Source organism: Candidatus Woesearchaeota archaeon, assembly GCA_018675335.1.
GTDB lineage: Archaea > Nanobdellota > Nanobdellia > Woesearchaeales > UBA11576 > JABJCP01.
In genome coordinates, this window is the sequence record JABGYH010000009.1 from 159,453 (window position 1) to 177,555 (window position 18,103).

The 18,103-nt window shown below is 30.0% G+C and carries 13 protein-coding genes; 5 read left to right on the top strand and 8 right to left on the bottom strand.

The annotated features are described in order from the left end of the window. Positions 1–78: 78 nt before the first annotated feature. From HN587_08020 to HN587_08045, 6 genes are all read right to left on the bottom strand, one after another. Positions 79–8,880 carry a hypothetical protein gene (locus HN587_08020; GenBank protein MBT7903782.1) on the bottom strand — a complete coding sequence of 2,934 codons (8,802 nt, stop codon included), beginning with the start codon at positions 8,878–8,880 and terminating at the stop codon, positions 79–81. 287 nt (positions 8,881–9,167) lie between these two features. Then, entirely contained in the window at positions 9,168–9,776 is a 609-nt protein-coding gene (locus tag HN587_08025; protein MBT7903783.1) for a hypothetical protein, read from the bottom strand. 134 nt (positions 9,777–9,910) lie between these two features. Continuing rightward, positions 9,911–10,234, bottom strand: a complete 324-nt coding sequence (locus tag HN587_08030; protein MBT7903784.1) for a hypothetical protein — start codon at positions 10,232–10,234, stop codon at positions 9,911–9,913. A 396-nt stretch (positions 10,235–10,630) separates the two neighbouring features. Continuing rightward, positions 10,631–10,921 (bottom strand): DNA-binding protein Alba, encoded by a 291-nt coding sequence (albA, locus tag HN587_08035; GenBank protein ID MBT7903785.1) that lies wholly within the window; start codon positions 10,919–10,921, stop codon positions 10,631–10,633. Positions 10,922–10,974: 53 nt separating this feature from the next. Continuing rightward, positions 10,975–11,169 carry a 30S ribosomal protein S17e gene (locus HN587_08040; GenBank protein ID MBT7903786.1) on the bottom strand — a complete coding sequence of 65 codons (195 nt, stop codon included), beginning with the start codon at positions 11,167–11,169 and terminating at the stop codon, positions 10,975–10,977. 228 nt (positions 11,170–11,397) lie between these two features. Beyond that, a complete protein-coding gene (locus HN587_08045; GenBank protein MBT7903787.1) occupies positions 11,398–11,841 on the bottom strand; it encodes an Lrp/AsnC family transcriptional regulator in 444 nt (147 codons plus the stop codon). A gap of 288 nt (positions 11,842–12,129) precedes the next feature. On the opposite strand from HN587_08045, the gene glnA reads away from it, so the two are divergent. From glnA to HN587_08065, 4 genes are all read left to right on the top strand, one after another. Further along, entirely contained in the window at positions 12,130–13,599 is a 1,470-nt protein-coding gene (glnA, locus tag HN587_08050; protein ID MBT7903788.1) for a type I glutamate--ammonia ligase, read from the top strand. A gap of 104 nt (positions 13,600–13,703) precedes the next feature. Beyond that, positions 13,704–14,549, top strand: a complete 846-nt coding sequence (locus tag HN587_08055; protein MBT7903789.1) for an arginase family protein — start codon at positions 13,704–13,706, stop codon at positions 14,547–14,549. A gap of 110 nt (positions 14,550–14,659) precedes the next feature. Beyond that, complete coding sequence (locus HN587_08060) at positions 14,660–15,415, top strand: hypothetical protein (GenBank protein MBT7903790.1); 756 nt, start codon at positions 14,660–14,662, stop codon at positions 15,413–15,415. 124 nt (positions 15,416–15,539) lie between these two features. Beyond that, positions 15,540–16,019, top strand: a complete 480-nt coding sequence (locus HN587_08065) for a hypothetical protein (protein MBT7903791.1) — start codon at positions 15,540–15,542, stop codon at positions 16,017–16,019. 14 nt (positions 16,020–16,033) lie between these two features. Here the strand turns inward: HN587_08065 and HN587_08070 are convergent, their stop codons facing one another. Then, positions 16,034–16,954, bottom strand: coding sequence for a DUF1385 domain-containing protein (locus tag HN587_08070; GenBank protein MBT7903792.1), 921 nt, complete (start codon positions 16,952–16,954; stop codon positions 16,034–16,036). Positions 16,955–16,984: 30 nt separating this feature from the next. Then, positions 16,985–17,398 (bottom strand): winged helix-turn-helix transcriptional regulator, encoded by a 414-nt coding sequence (locus HN587_08075; protein MBT7903793.1) that lies wholly within the window; start codon positions 17,396–17,398, stop codon positions 16,985–16,987. A gap of 139 nt (positions 17,399–17,537) precedes the next feature. On the opposite strand from HN587_08075, the gene HN587_08080 reads away from it, so the two are divergent. Continuing rightward, positions 17,538–18,050, top strand: a complete 513-nt coding sequence (locus HN587_08080) for a nucleotide exchange factor GrpE (protein MBT7903794.1) — start codon at positions 17,538–17,540, stop codon at positions 18,048–18,050. Positions 18,051–18,103: the final 53 nt, after the last annotated feature.

The window sequence follows — 18,103 nt, forward strand, 5'->3', positions numbered from 1 at the left end:
CAAGTCTCAATAAAATAAAATTAAAACAAGAAATAAAAAATATTTAAAAAAATTTAAATTAAAAAAAATAAAAAATATTTATTCATCTTTTCTTCGAATGATTACGAATCCACCAACAGTTAATGCCAACAATAACATAATTGCATAGTCACTAAACTCAGGAACTTGTGCTCCACCTGCAGAAACGATGGTTATAGTATCATTTGTAAACAAATTATCATAATCTGCATGATCACAAGTTACATTCCAATCATAAGTATCCGCACTACTAAACCCACTAGCATTAGCATAATAGTAATAAGAATCACTTTCAGTCATTACTGCATCCGTAACCATATCAGTTATTGTAACATTACAACTTCCACCAGTAATTAATGACCCGCTAGTTTTGTTTACGTAATATGCATAAAATGTTGCAGGTTCTCCAGTAAAAACCGTTTCTACTTCTTCAGTGTCATTAATTGTCAAATTTGCATTCGAACCATAAGAATATCCTGAAAAGCCAAGAGGTTTAAATCTTGCAGTTAATTCTTCTAAGTCAAAAATTGCAAACTCAGGATCTGAAAAATTTAATTTATCAGTTAAACACACAGATTTAATCGCCCCATCCCTATGATACATAAGTTTACAATAATCTGCTTCCTCAGCTTCTTCCAGAGTTATATTAAATATCAGAATAGAATTTAAATTTCCAACATATGGCTCTGCATAATCTTCCATATCAGGTTTTAATCTAAAAATTGTTCTTCTTACATCATCATCTACTGCTTCAAAAAAGTCATCAACTGAAGTTGGATTAGCTACACCCGCACTATCAGCAAATATTTGTGCAGCAATATGAGTAAAATTAAATTCATCTTCAAATTCAACTTCAACTCCATCTTTAACCATTCCCGTAACAATATCATCGTCAAGAGTTGTAACAACTATCTCAGGATCCATTCCTGAAAAATGAAGTAATCTTAACCAAACAACATTATTCTTTTTATCAACTGAACAAAGTGCACTATCATTAGTAATTTTTGTTGAACAATTAGTTCCTATCGAAGTAAATAATGGAGTATAATCCATAGGTTCACCACACCAATCAGTTGTTGTCACATAATCTTCATAATACTCAGGTAATGTGCCAATTGTACCACCCGCAGTTTGATTCCAAACTTCATTCCAATCATGATCATATAAGGTATGTAGTTTCATATTGAATGTCCCAAACTCATCAATTTCTGATTCATTATAAGGAATTCCCACCATCAAACAATCATAATTTACTGCACCACTACTACCAAATTGCCAAGCAAGTTCTAATGCTTCAGGACCAAATTCAGTTTCTACAGCTTCCGCAAGTCCTTCAGTTTCAGGAGGTTGTGAAGTTTCTAAATCAACACCTAAATAAGTAACTTTAAACGAAGGATTTTCAAATAACGCAGTTATTTTTTTCCCTTCAAACATTGCTTGACCTAATTCTGGAGGTTCAGAATCTAAACTCATATCCGAAACTAAAACACACTCATTTGATAATTCTTTATAATTTAAACAAGTTGAATTATATTCAAACAAATCTAACGTTGTAGTTAAAACGTTTCCATCACGATCTTTTGATCCGATATCTGGCAATGCTAAATGAACTGGATTCGAAAATAAATCTGAACCATCAAGTCTAGCAAATAAAGAAGCACCCGCATTACTAAAAACTTCAACATTATAAATTGAAGAAAGTAAAGGCATCACTAAATTACCTGTGTATTGATCATGCCCAACTGAAAATTCCATCCCATCACTAACTCCCAAAAGTGCTAAATCCGCATAAATTTGAACTGAACCTTCAATACTCTCATTAGACGCATCAGTCAAATTAAACGTAACAAGTTTAGTAGTCACATTAACAAATCCCGAAGGCGATACTAATTGAATATTTCCTTCAGCACCACCAAGCGGCAACATAGGAATAACAACATCAGTTAAATTACTTGTACCCTTAGAAATTATTTTAAATCCACCCACATATTCAGAACCATTATGAACTGTTGCAAATAATGCTAAATTCAAATTTGCAGGAACACTAACATTAAATTCTCCAGTTAATTCATCAAAGGTGTCATCCCAACCCATTTCATAATATGCCATATTTTGATTAAATGTTGCTCCAGAGTAAATATGTTTACCACCCTCTGCATCATAAACTATAATTGACATATTTTCATAAGCAGGACCAAAATTATTAATATTCCCACTAACTCTCCTATAATCACTCGTTGCATTAATTTGATGAGTAATATAATCAGGTTCGACATATGAAGATATATTATCAAACGTTACCGTAACTGGATTTTCTTGAGTTGGATAAATAACAAAAGTATAATTCTTATCTGCAGGTAAAATTACTTCATCAGAAATTACTGCAGCACCAGATTCAGAAACCCATTTATTATATTCTAATTCTCGAACATTATATTGAAATGTAATTGGATCTCCAGACTCATTAACAACCGATAAATTAAAAGTTATCGCAGGTTTTAATTGCATTTTCAAATCAACTCCTTCAGTAAAATTTAATAAAAAATCTGAAGGGATAAAGTCTAATGATGAACTTACATAAGTTGCAATTCCTTCTGAATCAGATTTAGAAAATACTACTTGAACTTCAGAATAATCATATACTGAAACATTAAAATAACCAGATCCATTCGCTTGTCCAATTGTTTCATTTAATGTATCTCCCCAATTATCATAGCCAAAAACAGATATAGAAACATTAGGAATAATTTCACCAGTATCGTCAGCATAAGCATATCCAGTTAAATATCCTGCAATAGTTTTGGCAGGTTCTGCTTCTCCTTGACCTTCAAGATCTGCAGTCAAAGTATAATTCAAATTATCCATAGTTATGTTTCCTTGAGCAGTCATATTAGAATTATTCAAATCACTATCTAAATGAAGTGGAAGTACAATTTGAAACACATCAGAAACAAGCGGCAACTCAAACATTATTAAATCTTCACCATAACTACAAATCGACATATTATTAGAGCTATCATAATCATATATTAATGAACCATAGCTTAAAACACCTGACGTCACATCCACAACTCCCAATTCACCATTCATACCTGCAAAATAATAACCAGTACTGTTTGCAAATAATATACAGCCATAAACAGACTCATCAAACTTATTTATTACCACTAGTCCAGACATTAAATAAGCATCCCCTTCTAACATTTCAGTAACGGGTTCAAGATTAATATCTGCAGATAAACTAAAATTTTCTACAGGTAAATAATCATTAACAGTTATATCTAAACTCGGATTACTATTTTGAAATACATTTCCTTCTACAAATAATGCAGGAGATGTTGCAATACTTAATCCCAACGAGCTTTCAAGCATATAAAATTCATTATCAAAAATACTTGAAAAATCATCAAAAAATGAAGTTAATTCATCACCAGAACTTACAGTAAATGTTAAATCATCAAAAGATACATTTCCGGTACCTGTAACATTATTCCAGTCATCATCCCTACCAAGCCCTAAACCCAGCACTAAAACATGATCTGTTCCAACTGTTGCATTAAAAGTAATTGTATTTCCATCATAAACACAAGTAGATTGATTAAGTTCAGAATCAAATGATAAATTAATAAAACCTGAACTAGCAACCCCTGATATTGGCAAGTTAGTTTCATCAGTATTTGATACTCCTTTAAAATAATATCCAGATAAATTATAACCAAGTTCACACGCAAAAAATAAGTCATCATCAGCCTCACTATATGCTTGTAACACACTAATCAAATAAGCATCATCTTCAAAAGAACCAATCTCAGGAAATAAATTAGCATATACTGCTGCTTCAAAATCAGTATCAGTTTCAAGATAATCTAAAGTAGCAATATCAACATAAGATTCAGATTCTTGCGTTAAATTCCAGACACCAAATAAATAATCTGCACTAAAAAAAGACTCCACAGTATCCCCAACATCAATATCATAAAATGTAACATTTAACACAGGACTAAAGTCATCAACAAATGTTTCTAAATATGTCGAATCATTCATCCCCGCATCATTAGAATCTGAATAATAAAGAAAATCATCAAAGTAAGCATCTAAAGTTCCATTTGCAGGACCTACCCCTCCAACACCAAATAACGTACTCATAATACCAATTGAAAATGAATCATTAATTGCAGGATTAGACGGTAAACTTACAGAGTAAGAATCCGCACTACAAACAAACCCAGTTTCAGATGCATAAGTTAAATTTACTGTATCAGTATAATTTGAACAACCAACACAAGGCAGCACAGTAGAATTTGTAGTTATACCATCAAACAACAATAATGAATATTGCCCAGATTCATCAAATACGAATCCACAAAAAGGAAAAGGAGCTCCCTCTAATGGATGATACAAATTTAATCCTGAAAACATATTTACATTCGTTGATAAAGTATCATTTGTTAAAATTAAACTAACATTAACAGTTGAATAAAAACCAGTTGAAGATATATTTTCATAATAATCATATAATACTACAAAATCTCCAGAACTATTAGTATGAGTTCCATTCATATGAATATACCCATCTTCAACCCAATCATAATCAAAAGACTCTTGGCCAAAACCATCATAAAAAAAACTTTCATTTATTCCATACGTAAAAGATTCCAAAAAACCATAAGGATCAGAATAAATTACAGGATAAGAAAAGCCTCCAGATGTTGCAGTTACTAATGTATATTCAATATTAAATTCTGAATCATATGAGTAAAGTTGTTTATCATTCCAACTTTCTGCTGAGTCTAACATAAACTCAAATGCATTACCACCATTATTCCAATATAATGAAAATGTTTCCAGCCCTGCAACACATTGTTCATGTCCCTCTCCACCAGTAAAATTATACCAACCACCTAAAGTTTCGTTCCAACATACAATGAATGGCCCATTAAACGTATCCCAATAACCAACTAGAACGTCAGATCCATTTAGTAAAGGATCACAAGTTCCTTCTCCAGCAGAAATACATCCAGTACTAATATTATTATCCCAATCAATAAAATAAAGTTTGTTTGAACTATCGGAATTATTAACAAAAACTTGCAAGATATTATTTTCGGAATCACCTACAAATCTAAAAGTATAAACCCCATCATCCCAATTTACTGTGTAATTTAGTGGAGTATCACCATCTAAATCAGGAATTTGTGGGATAATAGTTTCTTCATTAGCCTCAGAAATTATATCAAATTCAAATGATGAATTACTTGAAAAGCCATATTCACCCGCAGGTTCTTCAGGCGCTCCACCTTCTTCAAAACTTGACTCTGATGCGATTGTAATATTTACTACATTTGTTTCTTCAATAAGTGAAATATCATTATTTAATTGCACTTGTGCAAACATAAGATAAGATTCGAGCAATGTTCCAGTAGCATTTACATACCAAGTAACAGTTTCTGATTCACCAACAACTAAAGAACTTGTTTGCGTAAATCCTGAAGTATTTGCATAAAATACATCACCAGAATTTATTGGAACTGTCCCATTGGTATAACTCACTCCAGAATCAAGATCTAAAACATCAAACGAAACTAAACTAACTATAGTTCCAGTATAATTATATTCTCGCTCATACTGTGCATTATAATTGTGAATTATTATTTTTCCATTTCCTTCAGTTGATGTTGCACCCACTGTAGTTATTGGATCATTACCTGTTTTTTCAACTGTTAATACATAATTAGAATAATTTTCACTTATGTTTCCCGGTCTAACTTTATTGTTTGCCCATACAGATGCAAAATTCCATTCAAAAGATAAAAAATTATATGCGTTAGAATCATCTTTATTTTTAAATATTGCCAAAGGATACGCCCAAGCAGTCATATCTGCAGCAAGCAATGCATCTGAATCTGAACTAATATTCTGATCAACAGGTGAAAAAGATAATGTTCCGACTAATTCATTTCCTTCCCACACCATCCCATCATCATCTGCATATTGATAAAATGAAAAATTACCATTTGTATCATCTTTTGTAACAACGAAAAAATATCCCTCATCATGTGCAGCAGATACTGCTTTAATTGTTTCTCCCTCATAAGTTAAATTTGCATAAAATGTTGGAGCGCCTAAATTTAAATCAGTTAAAATTGTTAAATTTTCAGTTCCATACAAAAATAATTTACCATTTCCGCCTAACTCAATCCCTTCTACTGATTGAGATGCTGAAGGATCAAAAGAATAAAGCCATTGCAAGGCTCCTGAAGAATTACGTTTTGCAATTACTTCACTTGCAATTCGACTATAGTAAAAGTTACTTTCATTATCTGCAACAATTTCAGTTGCCCAACCAATATCCCATTCAATATCAACATTATCCCAATTATTTGTTAATGCACCTGTGTTACGATCATATTGATAAATATCATCTTCCGTACTCGCTAAATAAACATAATCTCCACCTTCGGAAATAGAACTAAATGATTTATTATAATCACTTTCATAAAATACTGATTCTCCAGAGGAACCATATCTTGAAAGAAAAGTCGTTTGATCAACAGAATAAAAAGAAAATTCTTCTGTTGAGTCAGTAACATTTTCAAAAAATAATGATGCGTTTACGATACCACAATCATTATTGCCTGAACAAGTAACATTAATACTAAATGTATTAAAATTATTTTGTGAAAAATTTCCATCCGTATCTGGAGTGATTAATGCTACGGACACATTTAAATTTGCAATCGACCCATTAATTGAATAATTTCCAAGTGATGATAATCCATCATAAACAACTTCACTATCTAAATATTCACAATCATTTTCAACAATACATGAAACACAGTTTTCTAAAACTCCACTATTGTTTTCACATACTTGTAAATTAGATGGACCAAACATTAACTCATCAACTACAAGTGAAGGAAATGAATTGTTTAAAACAGATGCACCATTATAAGTTGTGTATTCTACAAAATTTTCAGCAAAATTAAAATCATCCTCTCGAGATATATTATAAAATCCAGTTAAATTATTTTCTTCCCAAACAAGCCAAGGCCATCTAGGTTGTTTCTCACCATATTCAATAATATTATACGCACCTAACCCACTCTGATCAACAATATACGAATTAGAAAAATTAGTATTAGAAAATTCATTATTTGCCCCATAAATTTCTATTCCTCCAGAAATTATGCTTCCCGCTGAATTAACATAAGCAGGGTAAGTTCCAGTGTTTGTTATATTAACAGTTGAATTAAAAGCAGCAGGATTAAATGTAAAATCATTTCCAGCTCCATTTGAAATAAAAACATCAGGAACTTCTCCATAACAAGTAATACCCATACCTTCAATAAATGAACAATCAATATCGGAGGCAAAGTAAAATGTAGCATTATCATCCGCACCAAATCCTGATAAATCAAGACAAAAAGCACTTATATTTTCAGATCCATCAATTAATGAATCCGCAATAGATTCACCATCTGAACTAATAAATGCACTTTCATCACCACCAACTCCAAACATCACATAACCCATACCACCATCACAAATCCTCCCACTTACATTTAAGGGAGAGTATGATGCGACATAACCTGAAACTTCAGAACCAAATCCTTCAAAAGTTACATTATCTGATTCAAAATTAGATGTGTTCAAAGAAAAAATAGATGCAAGACCACCATCAACAATAAACTCAGTATTTTCAATATTAACCGCATAACTTGGAAGATTAATATTCACACAATCATAATTAGAATAGGATTGATTACAATTAAAATATGAATTTGAAATACTTAAACCATTTGCTCCAGCATATTCTTGTATTTCCAATAACGAATCCGTATAACCCCAAACATCAACATTATTTAAAGTAAAATTTCCAGAACTTAAACTAATTCCTGAATTACCTGCACCATAGCCTTCTAAGGTAACATTTGTTAAATTTGTGTTACTCGCAGTACTTAGACTTATTCCAGTAATAAAATAATAAATCATGCAATTTTGTACCGCGCCGTAACCTTCAAATACATTAATTCCAGTTGGTTGCCCATCACCAGTTTTTAGTGAACTATAATCCCAATCATCACGCTGTCCGTTAATATATGCACCATCACAATCAAAAACAGAATTAGCATCATTTCCTGTCAAATTAATAAAAACAGTATTATTATTTTCGACAACATAAGTACCAGGACACAATAAAACACTCTCATTAATTGAATACATACCACTATTGTTAACAACTACTGGATAACCCGCAGTATAATTATAGGTTGAACTATTTGACAAATCTACACATGTATCTCCTTTAGTGCCAAGATATATTCCTGCATACGCACTAAAATGCTCAACATTAAATTCTACATGAGTATCATATTCAGAATATTGAATGTTAGTTGCTTCCCAATCACCACTACATTCAAAAGAATTAAAATTCCAATCATCGCACCTAGCAATTGTATTCATCGGACCATTAAGTTTAGCTAATTTTAAAGTTGCACTTTCAAATTCTAAAGGATTTACTGCCGCAACTTTTGTTCTTATATTAGTTACTTTTGCACCCTCCGTAAGTTCGGGTAAAAACTTTTGTTTGGGATCATCAATTTGTGCATGAACTTTTTGACCTTTTTCTAAGTTAGAAATGACCATCCCACTTATTTTATCAGTCTTTGGTGGTAGAGCTATCGCTACATCAACATTTTCTCCATTATCAGTTACAGTTGTTTGTGCAGCTAATTTTTTTCCTGCAGAATCTTCAATAACAATTGCAGTGTCACCCGTGCTCAATAAAAAATGGGTTGCTAGAAGAGCAATAATAACAAGTAGAACTATCCCACCTAATAATAGGTCTCTCTTTTTATTCATTAATTGGTCACCCTTTTACTCGCTTTTATTAAATTAATTTTTGATTAGTAAAAAATATAATATTAATATACGATTTACATACATAAAGTAAAATCTTATTTATATACTTTACGGTATACTTCAAGAAAAAAAATCAAAAAAAAAATCAAAAAATACCATCATTAAAAAGTGAAAAAAAACTAAACAAAAAAATTCCCACAGCAATCTAAAAATTATTCAATTCTAACTAGAAAAAAACAAAAAAAATAAACAAAAAAAACTAAATTAAAAAAATTTTATTCTTATAATTATTCAATAATTACTTTTCCTTGAACAGATGGTTTTGCAGTGGAGAACCAAGTTATTTTTCCAGGTTCAGTAAATGTATAACTCCACTGATCACCTTTTGCTAATGGTTCACTTTTTACTCCTTTCCATCCAATAATATGATTAAAGTAATCATTTTTGTTTTGCCAAACAACAGTAGTTCCAACTTTAACTTTTAATTCTGCAGGATATGCTTTAAAATTTTTAATAAGAATCATAGCTACGTTTTCAATTGCAATATCCGAATCAGCAGTTAAATTCAAATCAGATTCATTATTTACTTCATCCAAAACATCTTCAGTTTCGTCAGATCCATCCAATAAATCATCACTTTTTGAATCATCTGAAAGAGCTTCTAAATCTTCTGCCATTTGTTCAAGTTTCTCTACTTCGTCGAGCAATTGCTCTTCTTCACTAATTGTTTGAGTCTCATCTAAACTTTCATCAACAACTGTTGTCTCTTCATCTAAAACTTCTCCAGTTTCTAAAGATACTTCTTCAACTATTGTTTCTTCAGTTTGAACACTAACACATCCAACCACGAATAATAAAAGAATTAACATTGTTACAAAAAATATTGTTTGTTTCATAAAACATTTTAGAATTAAATTAGTATATAAATTTGTTGATAATAAAAATAAATTTGATAACGCAAACAAACAAAAAATTACAATAAACTTAAACATTAAAAAAAACAAAAAAAAATTAAATTAAAATTAAAAATTTATGATAATTCGAAATATTCTTCCATTTCTTCGCCTTTTCTAGTAACTGTTACTTCTACTTTGTCAAATCCAGCTTTTTTGCCTTTAACTTTATCTTTTAATTTCAATTTCAATTTATGATCCCACACAGACCATACTTTATCCACTTCTTCACCATCTTCTTTGGTTACAAAGCATTTAAACGACGGTCCATTTCCAGAATCAACAATAAATTCCCAGTGAGAAATGAGTATTTTTGCAGGAACATCATGTTCTAAATATAATTTGTTCCCATAATCATATACTGGTTTTGGTTTTTGATATTTCCATTTCGGGTTAGCCATTAACATCTCCTCATAAGAAATGAGCCTGCAGGGACTTTCTACAAAATTCCGCAAATAATTATTACGTAACTCCATATTCGAACCCCGATTAAGCGGTTACACCACAAATATACTTAATAAATTAAAATCATTAAACAATATTTGTACCGAAGCCGCTTGTGCTATCCATTACACCACAGGCCCAAGTATTTGTAATTAATGAGCGTCCATTTAAAAATGTTTTGAACATAAGTTATCAATATAATTAAAATAGGCGATTAACATAATTAAAATAACAAAATAATGATATCACAATCCAATACAATAATAATACTTTAATAATGAGAATAATAATTGTTAACAGAATAAAATTAAATATTTCAAAATAAATTTAATTAAAAAAAATAAGGGAAAAAATTAATTAGTTTGTTTTTTACCCAGTGCAATTTCGATTGTAGAAACTCGTACTTGTTTTCCTTCTTTATTTTCGAATTCTTCACTATTAATACGAATATTTTTTACTTCCACTGACTCTTCTAAAAATCTTTTTGAGGCAACTTCGGCAATATCTACTGCTCTAGAAATAAATTTTCCTCGTGCTTTAACTGTTACTTCAGTTGCATTTTTAGTTGTAAACTGCATCACTACACCAGTAACATAGTTCATAAAAGGTTTGTTACCCACAAAGATTGAGTTATCTCCTGTCATTTAAATACACCCCCTAGTAAAATACTAGATTATCCATGTTTTTGATAATTGATTTAAAGATCGTCTTGATTTCTTGTAAGTCTAGTTGCGTATCCCGCAATTACATTTCGTAATTTTTTTGATGAAACATCAGTATATCTATCTACAACAACCTTGTTTTTATCAAAATCTTCTGTAAACTGCTCACCATGTTTTTTCATGAGCTCATTTGTTTTTCTTTTTGCTAATTTTGTTTTTATTCTTCCCATCGTAATCTCTCCACAGAGTATCTAATATAGTATCTAAATTAGATTATTCAGTTTAATAAGGCAAAATAATGGGTTCATGTATTTAAACCTTTCTAAATAATATAATATAAGCAGCCCTAAAAACCCCCTAAAAGCTATGTTTTACCCATTTAAACAAAGATAACACCCCATCCAACATAATATTACCCCCTCATTTAATATACAATTATCCACCCATTTAATGTGCAATTAAACTAAGATATTTTTCTCTTTGATTATGTTTAAAACAAAAGTTGTTTGAGTTCGTTCTACAAATTCATATGTTTGTATTTTTTTTAAGAAAGAATCTAGTGATTTTCGAGATTTGAACTTAGCAACAACTATTGCATCAAATTCTCCCGTTACATCATATACTGCAAACACATTTTTATGCGATGCTATTTTTTTCTCAACTTCAAATAACTTACCTTTAGAAATACGCATAAACACTAATACTTGTACGTCAAAACCTAATTTTTCATAATCCAAATAAGTCGTATACCCTTTAATCAACCCAGTTTGTTCTAATTCCCGAACATGATTCATCACAGTTACAACTGAAACTCCCACCTTTTTTGCAATATCTCTAAGCGACAATTTACTATTTTCAAGCAAAACATTCACAATTTTTTCATCAGTTTTATCTAAACCCATTTTTAACGCACCAAACCGCAACCACACTCAATTCAAGACTCAAATATTTGTTAACTCAGCAACACAATTAATCAACAAAACAAAACAAATATATAAATTTTACGCACAAAATAGAACAAATGTAAACCAAAACAAAGAAAAAATATATTAATCATTAAGATAATCACTAAAAATAAGCACATTAGTTTAATAAACTTAACAAAACATAAACAAATTATCAATAATCAAACAAACAATAAAATTGGAGGATTATGACAAAATAATCAATGTCAATAAAATATTAGAAAAATGAAAACCAAACTAAAAACAATAAAATCAAAAAAAATTAAAGAAACAAGTAAAATCAGCAAAAAAGCCATCGAAGAAAAAGAATTAAAAGAAATTCTTAAGCGAATAAAAGACGACGAAGTAAAATTTATTGAATTACAATTCACAGATGTTTTTGGAGCAATGAAAGCAGTTACACTAACAGTCGAAGAAACAGAAGGTGCAATTAAAAAAGGTAAATGGTTTGATGGATCAAGCATTAAAGGATTTGCAAGAATTTGTGAAAGCGACATGTATTTGAAACCAGATATGAAAACATACACAATATTACATCCAGTAAAAGAAGAATTAAAAACTGCAAGATTTATTTGCGATATTTACAAACCAGATGGAACACCATATGAAGGAGATCCACGAGGAATTCTAAAAAAGGTAGTAAAAGAAGCAAAAGATAGGGGATATGATTTCATGGTAGGTCCAGAACTTGAATTCTTTTTATTAAAAAGTGATAGTGAAGGAAAAATATTGCCAGTTCCAAATGATTGCGGAGGATATTTTGATAGCTCAACGAGTGATAAAGCAAGCGAAGTAAGAAAAAAAATTATGTTACTAATGACCAAAATGGGATTAACTGCAGAAGTAGCGCATCATGAAGTAGCAGTAGGCCAACATGAAATTGGATTTAGATATGATTGTGCATTAAAGATGGCAGATGATGTAATTACATTAAAACACTTAATTAAATCAGTAGCGCATAGCGAAGGATTACATGCAACATTTATGCCAAAACCATTTTTTGGAGTTAATGGAAGTGGAATGCATGTTCATTTTAGTTTAATGGAAGAAAAAAAAATCAAAGTAAAGAAAACCATTAAAGGAAAAATTAAAGAAACAATAGAAATTAAATCAATACCTGCATTTTATGACGAGACAGATAAATACAAATTATCAAAAACAGCAAAATATTTTATGGCAGGAATAATGAAACACATAAAAGAAATGTGCGTGTTATTAGCGCCAACAACAAGCTCATATAAAAGATTAGTTCCAGGTTATGAAGCTCCAGTTTATGTTTGTTGGGGTGGAACAAATAGAAGTGCATTGATTAGAATTCCAAAACCGTTTGAAGGAAAACCAAAATCAGTTAGAGCAGAATTGAGATGTCCAGATCCAAGTGCAAGTCCATATTTAGCATTTGCCGCAATGTTAAAGGCAGGGTTAGAAGGAATAAAAAAGAAAGAAAAAATATGTGAAGCAACAGAAGAAAGTGTTTATAGGTACGACGCAGATACAAGAAAATTAAAAGGAATTGACACATTACCAGAAACTCTTGGAGAAGCCGCTGAAGAATTTAAGAAAAGCAAATTATTAAAAGAATTTTTTGGTAGTGAATTTCATATCAAATATTACGAAGTTAAGAAAAGAGAATGGGATGAATACAAAATTAGAGTAACTAAATGGGAACTTGACAGATATTTAGAGAGTGCATAAATAGATATTTTGTTACACCCATTTAAATAGCAAAAACCAATTAGACACTAAAAACCACGCCAAAATACTAAATTTTTTAAATTATTTCTTTTTTTATCAGTTTTATGACATTAATACTAAAAGTCCCATTCTCAAAAGGAGGTCTTGGAAAAACTCAAGGTTGTGAAAAAGCTCCAGATCAAATAATTCAATTATTTCAAGAACTTAATTTAAATGAATCTGGATTAAATCCCAAAGTTCAAATTTCAGAAATTCCAATCAATCAATTTAATATTGAAGAAACAAATAACTCAATTTTTGAAAACATAGATCAAGAATTAACTAAACAAAATAAATTAAATACACAATCAATTAACCAAACAAAATCAAACAACAAAAATAAAAAGATAATTCTAATAGGCGGAGATCATAGTATAACCTATTCCTCATTCAAAGCTGCAGCAAAACACAATCCCAATCTAGGCTTAGTACTTTTTGATGCGCACCCAGATTGTGAAAATAATTTTCACCCTCCAACTCACGAAGATTTTGTAAAAGTTTTAATTAGAGAAAAAATACTAAAACCTCAAAACTTAATCATAATAGGTTTAAGAAGTTGGGATGGTAAAGAAAAAGAATTTTTAGACGCAGAAAAAATTCAATATTACACTATGAAAAAATTAACAATTGAAGGAATTAGCAATATTTGTGACGGAATAACTGAGACACTAAACAATTGGGATTCAGTTTATCTTTCAATAGACATCGACGTTGTTGATCCCGCATTTGCTCCTGGAACTGGTTATTGTGAACCCGGAGGACTAACTTCGAGAGATTTAATTTATTGTTTACAAAGAATTAAATTGTTAAAAAATTTAAAAATGATTGACTTAGTAGAAATTAATCCAATTAAAGATATTACAACAAAAACTGTTTCATTAGGTGCAAAAATATTAAAAGAATTAGTATAAAAAAAATCAACAAAGACACAATCAAAACATAAAAAAAATAACAAATACTAATCAAAAAAATAACATCAATAAAAAAACTAAAAAATAAAACAACAAAATAAGGTGATAATATGAGTGAACCACAATTAAACATAGTTAAATTCGGAGGATCAATAGTAAACCCCGACGGAAAATATAATAATCAAGTTATTAATGATTTTGCCGACCTCGTAAAAGAAACAGGTCAAAGATTTATTTTTGTTGTAGGAGGAGGAAAAATTTGCAGAGGCGTTCAAGACGCTAGCATGTCTCACCTCGAAGCAGCATTAGAAGATCCAAAAGAAATAGATATTGCAAGAGACCGAATAGGAATTGCTACAACTCAAATCAATGCAGATTATGTAAGACGCCAATTTCAAAGACACCTAGGAGACGCAGGAAGAATTTATCCTGAAATAATTCTTGATCCAACAATGCCAGTACAAGGAGATTATCAAATTTATTTTGCTTGCGGTTGGAAACCAGGATGTAGCACTGACAAAGATATGATGCTACTTGCAGAAACATTTAATGCAGATAGAGTTTTCAAAATTAGCGATTTTCCAATTGTAAAAGATATCAGCCCTCACGAATTAAAAAAATACAGCGGAGAAGATAAAATTAGAATGATAAAGCAAGCACCAGATCTTCCAAAAGCATCTTGGCAAAAACTAGTAGATCTAGTTGGAACAGAATGGGAAGCGGGATTAAGTACTCCTTTTGATCCGCGTGCTGCAGAAATTGGTTATCGTCTTAGAGATAAACTTGTAGTTTATATTGGTCAACAACAAGAATTTCCTAAGATGCTTAGAGGAGAAGACTTTATTGGAACAATCATTCAAAAATAATACAATAAATTAACATTAAACTCTGATTTAAATTTTTTATATATTTTTTTAATCTTTTTTCTTATAATGAATTAATTTTCACATAAAAATCTTAAATATTAAACTCCACATCTACAATTCTAAAATGGAATATATACACGCAATCCCAACACACCAAGCAATCAAAGATCAAGAAAGAATAAGAATTCGCCCAACTCCCGAACAAGGTCCGGAAAGATTAGAAGCACTTCTAACAAGAAACATGGAAAAAATTCCTGATTCTTCTTACATATTAGTTTGTAGTAGCAATAGGGGAGATCAAGAAACTGCTAAAAAACTATTTGGAGAATCCCAAACTTACACAACTTCAGATCCTAAAGCGCTAGTAGAAATTGCAAAAAACCAAAGAGACGGATATGCGTTCATAGAACTAAGTTATGATCAAGGAAAAAACATAGGACTTGAAATGATTCAAGAATTACAAGATTCAGATGTAAAAGTAGTTTTATGGACTTGGGAAAAAACTCCTCATGTTGAAGCAATAGCAACAAGACTAGGCGCATACAAAACAATCGCGAAAGATGAGTTAGAACAGTTTGCTTTAGATGAATTATTAGTTATTTAAAACAAAACAAAAAACTATTTTTTCTTCTTAATTTTAGATTTAAAACTAACTTTTTTTCGAGTTTTATTGCCAGATTTCTTTTTAGGCTTATCTAAAACTGCTTGCAATGATTTAATTGCAACTGCTAATTGTTTTTTGTCAGGTTCCCTAGTTGTTAATTTTTGTATCCAAAGCCCAGGAACAATAAGAATATTTAATAAAATATTTTTTTCATACCTTGCTCCAAGTCTTAAAAGTTCATATGACACTCCAGCAATTATCGGAATCAAAATAATTCTTCCTAAAATTTTAACTAAAGTATTTTCCCACAAAATTAAAGAAAAAACTAGTATTGAAATTACTAAAACAATTATAATAAATGTTGTTCCACACCGTCGATGCGCCAAAGAACACTTTGAAACATTTTCAATAGTTAATTTTTTGCCAAATTCATAACAATTTACAGTTTTATGTTCTGCCCCATGATATTGAAACACTCGTTTTACATCAGACATTAAAGAAATAAGCAAAATATAAATTAAAAAAATAAGTATTCTAAATACCCCATCAACTAAATTAAATAAAAAACCTTTATCTACAAAAATCTTAGTAATATATAGTGGAAGCACAATAAAAATTCCAACTGCAAAAAGTATTGCAAAAAATGAGGTGCCAATTATTTCTTTTTTTGTAAGTTTTTCATCTTCTTCTAAACTAGCATTAGCACTATAATTTAAAGCTTTCATCCCCAAAACCATTGTATCAACTAAATTTAAAAATCCTCTAAAAATAGGCAACTTTGCAAATTTGGGCTTACTCCATTTTGGTTTGTAGGGTAATTTTTTAACTTCAATTTTTCCTTTCGGATTTCTCACAGCAACAGCTACACGATTTTTATTCTTCATCATAACGCCTTCAATTACTGCTTGCCCACCAACATACGTTTTTTCTGCCATTTTAACATACACCAAATATAATTTTTTTAATCATAAACCAATTTTACCATCAATTTCTTTTGCAACTGATCTCAAATCAGATATTGTTCTTTGAACATCTTTTTCAAGTTCATTAATTAACATTTCTAAATTTTCAACCCTTAAAAAATATCTATTCTTTTGACTTACTACAATTCCTGCTTCCTCTAGTTTATTAATATGATGGATTACAGTTCCTCTTGTTAAATTTAATTTATAAGCTAATTCATCAGAAGATAAAGAAATATTTTTTTTTGTGGATTTTAATAATTCTATAAAAATTCTAAAACAGGATTTATTTTTATCTCTTAAATTAAATAGTCCTAAAGAATTACCAAACCATTGCAATTCATCATTTATAGTTCGCTTAGGCATAGAAGGTTTACGGATATTAATAATTGTAATTTTTTGGTTGAGAACATGCATATTATGTTGTTAGAATTTTAAATATATAAATGTTTGCCGAAAAGTTTATATAATAGTTGGACTTAATTGCTTTTTGTTGATCTAAAGTCAACGAAACAAACATTAATTTGAACTAAAAAAAATCTTAAGGTGAAAAATATTGAAGAAAAAAACTGATAAAACCAAGCAAACTTGTGCTACAAAAGAAGAAATTCAAGAATTAAAAAATCAAGTACAAGAATTAACTAATTTATTAAAAAGAGTTCAAGCAGACTACGAAAATTACAAAAAACGAGTTGAAAAAGATAAAGACAACTTCAAAGAATATAGTAAATCAGAAGTTGTAAAAAAAATTCTTCCAGTTTTAGATAGTTTAGAATTATCATTAAAACAATCACCTTCAAATCAAAAAGAAAAATCACCAGAACATCATGAATCAATTAAAGGATTTGAATTAATATATTCTCAATTAAGAAGTACACTTCAAGATATTGGTTTACAGCCAATTGTTTGTGAAGGATTACCCTTTGATTCAAATTATCATGAAGTAATGCTAACTCAAAAATGTAATTTGGAAAGCGAAGATGAAATAATTGTTGAAGAATTACAAAGAGGATATATGTTTAGTGGAAAAGTAATTAGGGCAAGCAAAGTTAAAATTAATAAAAAATAATTCAATCAAAAACACCAACCATAAAAAAAAAAAAAAAAAAAAAAAAAAAAAAA

Coding starts and splice junctions, on each gene's coding strand:
- HN587_08020 (MBT7903782.1), bottom strand. CDS start 8,880: ATGAATAAAAAGAGAGACCTATTATTAGGTGGGATAGTTCTACTTGTT.
- HN587_08025 (MBT7903783.1), bottom strand. CDS start 9,776: ATGAAACAAACAATATTTTTTGTAACAATGTTAATTCTTTTATTATTC.
- HN587_08030 (MBT7903784.1), bottom strand. CDS start 10,234: ATGGCTAACCCGAAATGGAAATATCAAAAACCAAAACCAGTATATGAT.
- albA (MBT7903785.1), bottom strand. CDS start 10,921: ATGACAGGAGATAACTCAATCTTTGTGGGTAACAAACCTTTTATGAAC.
- HN587_08040 (MBT7903786.1), bottom strand. CDS start 11,169: ATGGGAAGAATAAAAACAAAATTAGCAAAAAGAAAAACAAATGAGCTC.
- HN587_08045 (MBT7903787.1), bottom strand. CDS start 11,841: ATGGGTTTAGATAAAACTGATGAAAAAATTGTGAATGTTTTGCTTGAA.
- glnA (MBT7903788.1), top strand. CDS start 12,130: ATGAAAACCAAACTAAAAACAATAAAATCAAAAAAAATTAAAGAAACA.
- HN587_08055 (MBT7903789.1), top strand. CDS start 13,704: ATGACATTAATACTAAAAGTCCCATTCTCAAAAGGAGGTCTTGGAAAA.
- HN587_08060 (MBT7903790.1), top strand. CDS start 14,660: ATGAGTGAACCACAATTAAACATAGTTAAATTCGGAGGATCAATAGTA.
- HN587_08065 (MBT7903791.1), top strand. CDS start 15,540: ATGGAATATATACACGCAATCCCAACACACCAAGCAATCAAAGATCAA.
- HN587_08070 (MBT7903792.1), bottom strand. CDS start 16,954: ATGGCAGAAAAAACGTATGTTGGTGGGCAAGCAGTAATTGAAGGCGTT.
- HN587_08075 (MBT7903793.1), bottom strand. CDS start 17,398: ATGCATGTTCTCAACCAAAAAATTACAATTATTAATATCCGTAAACCT.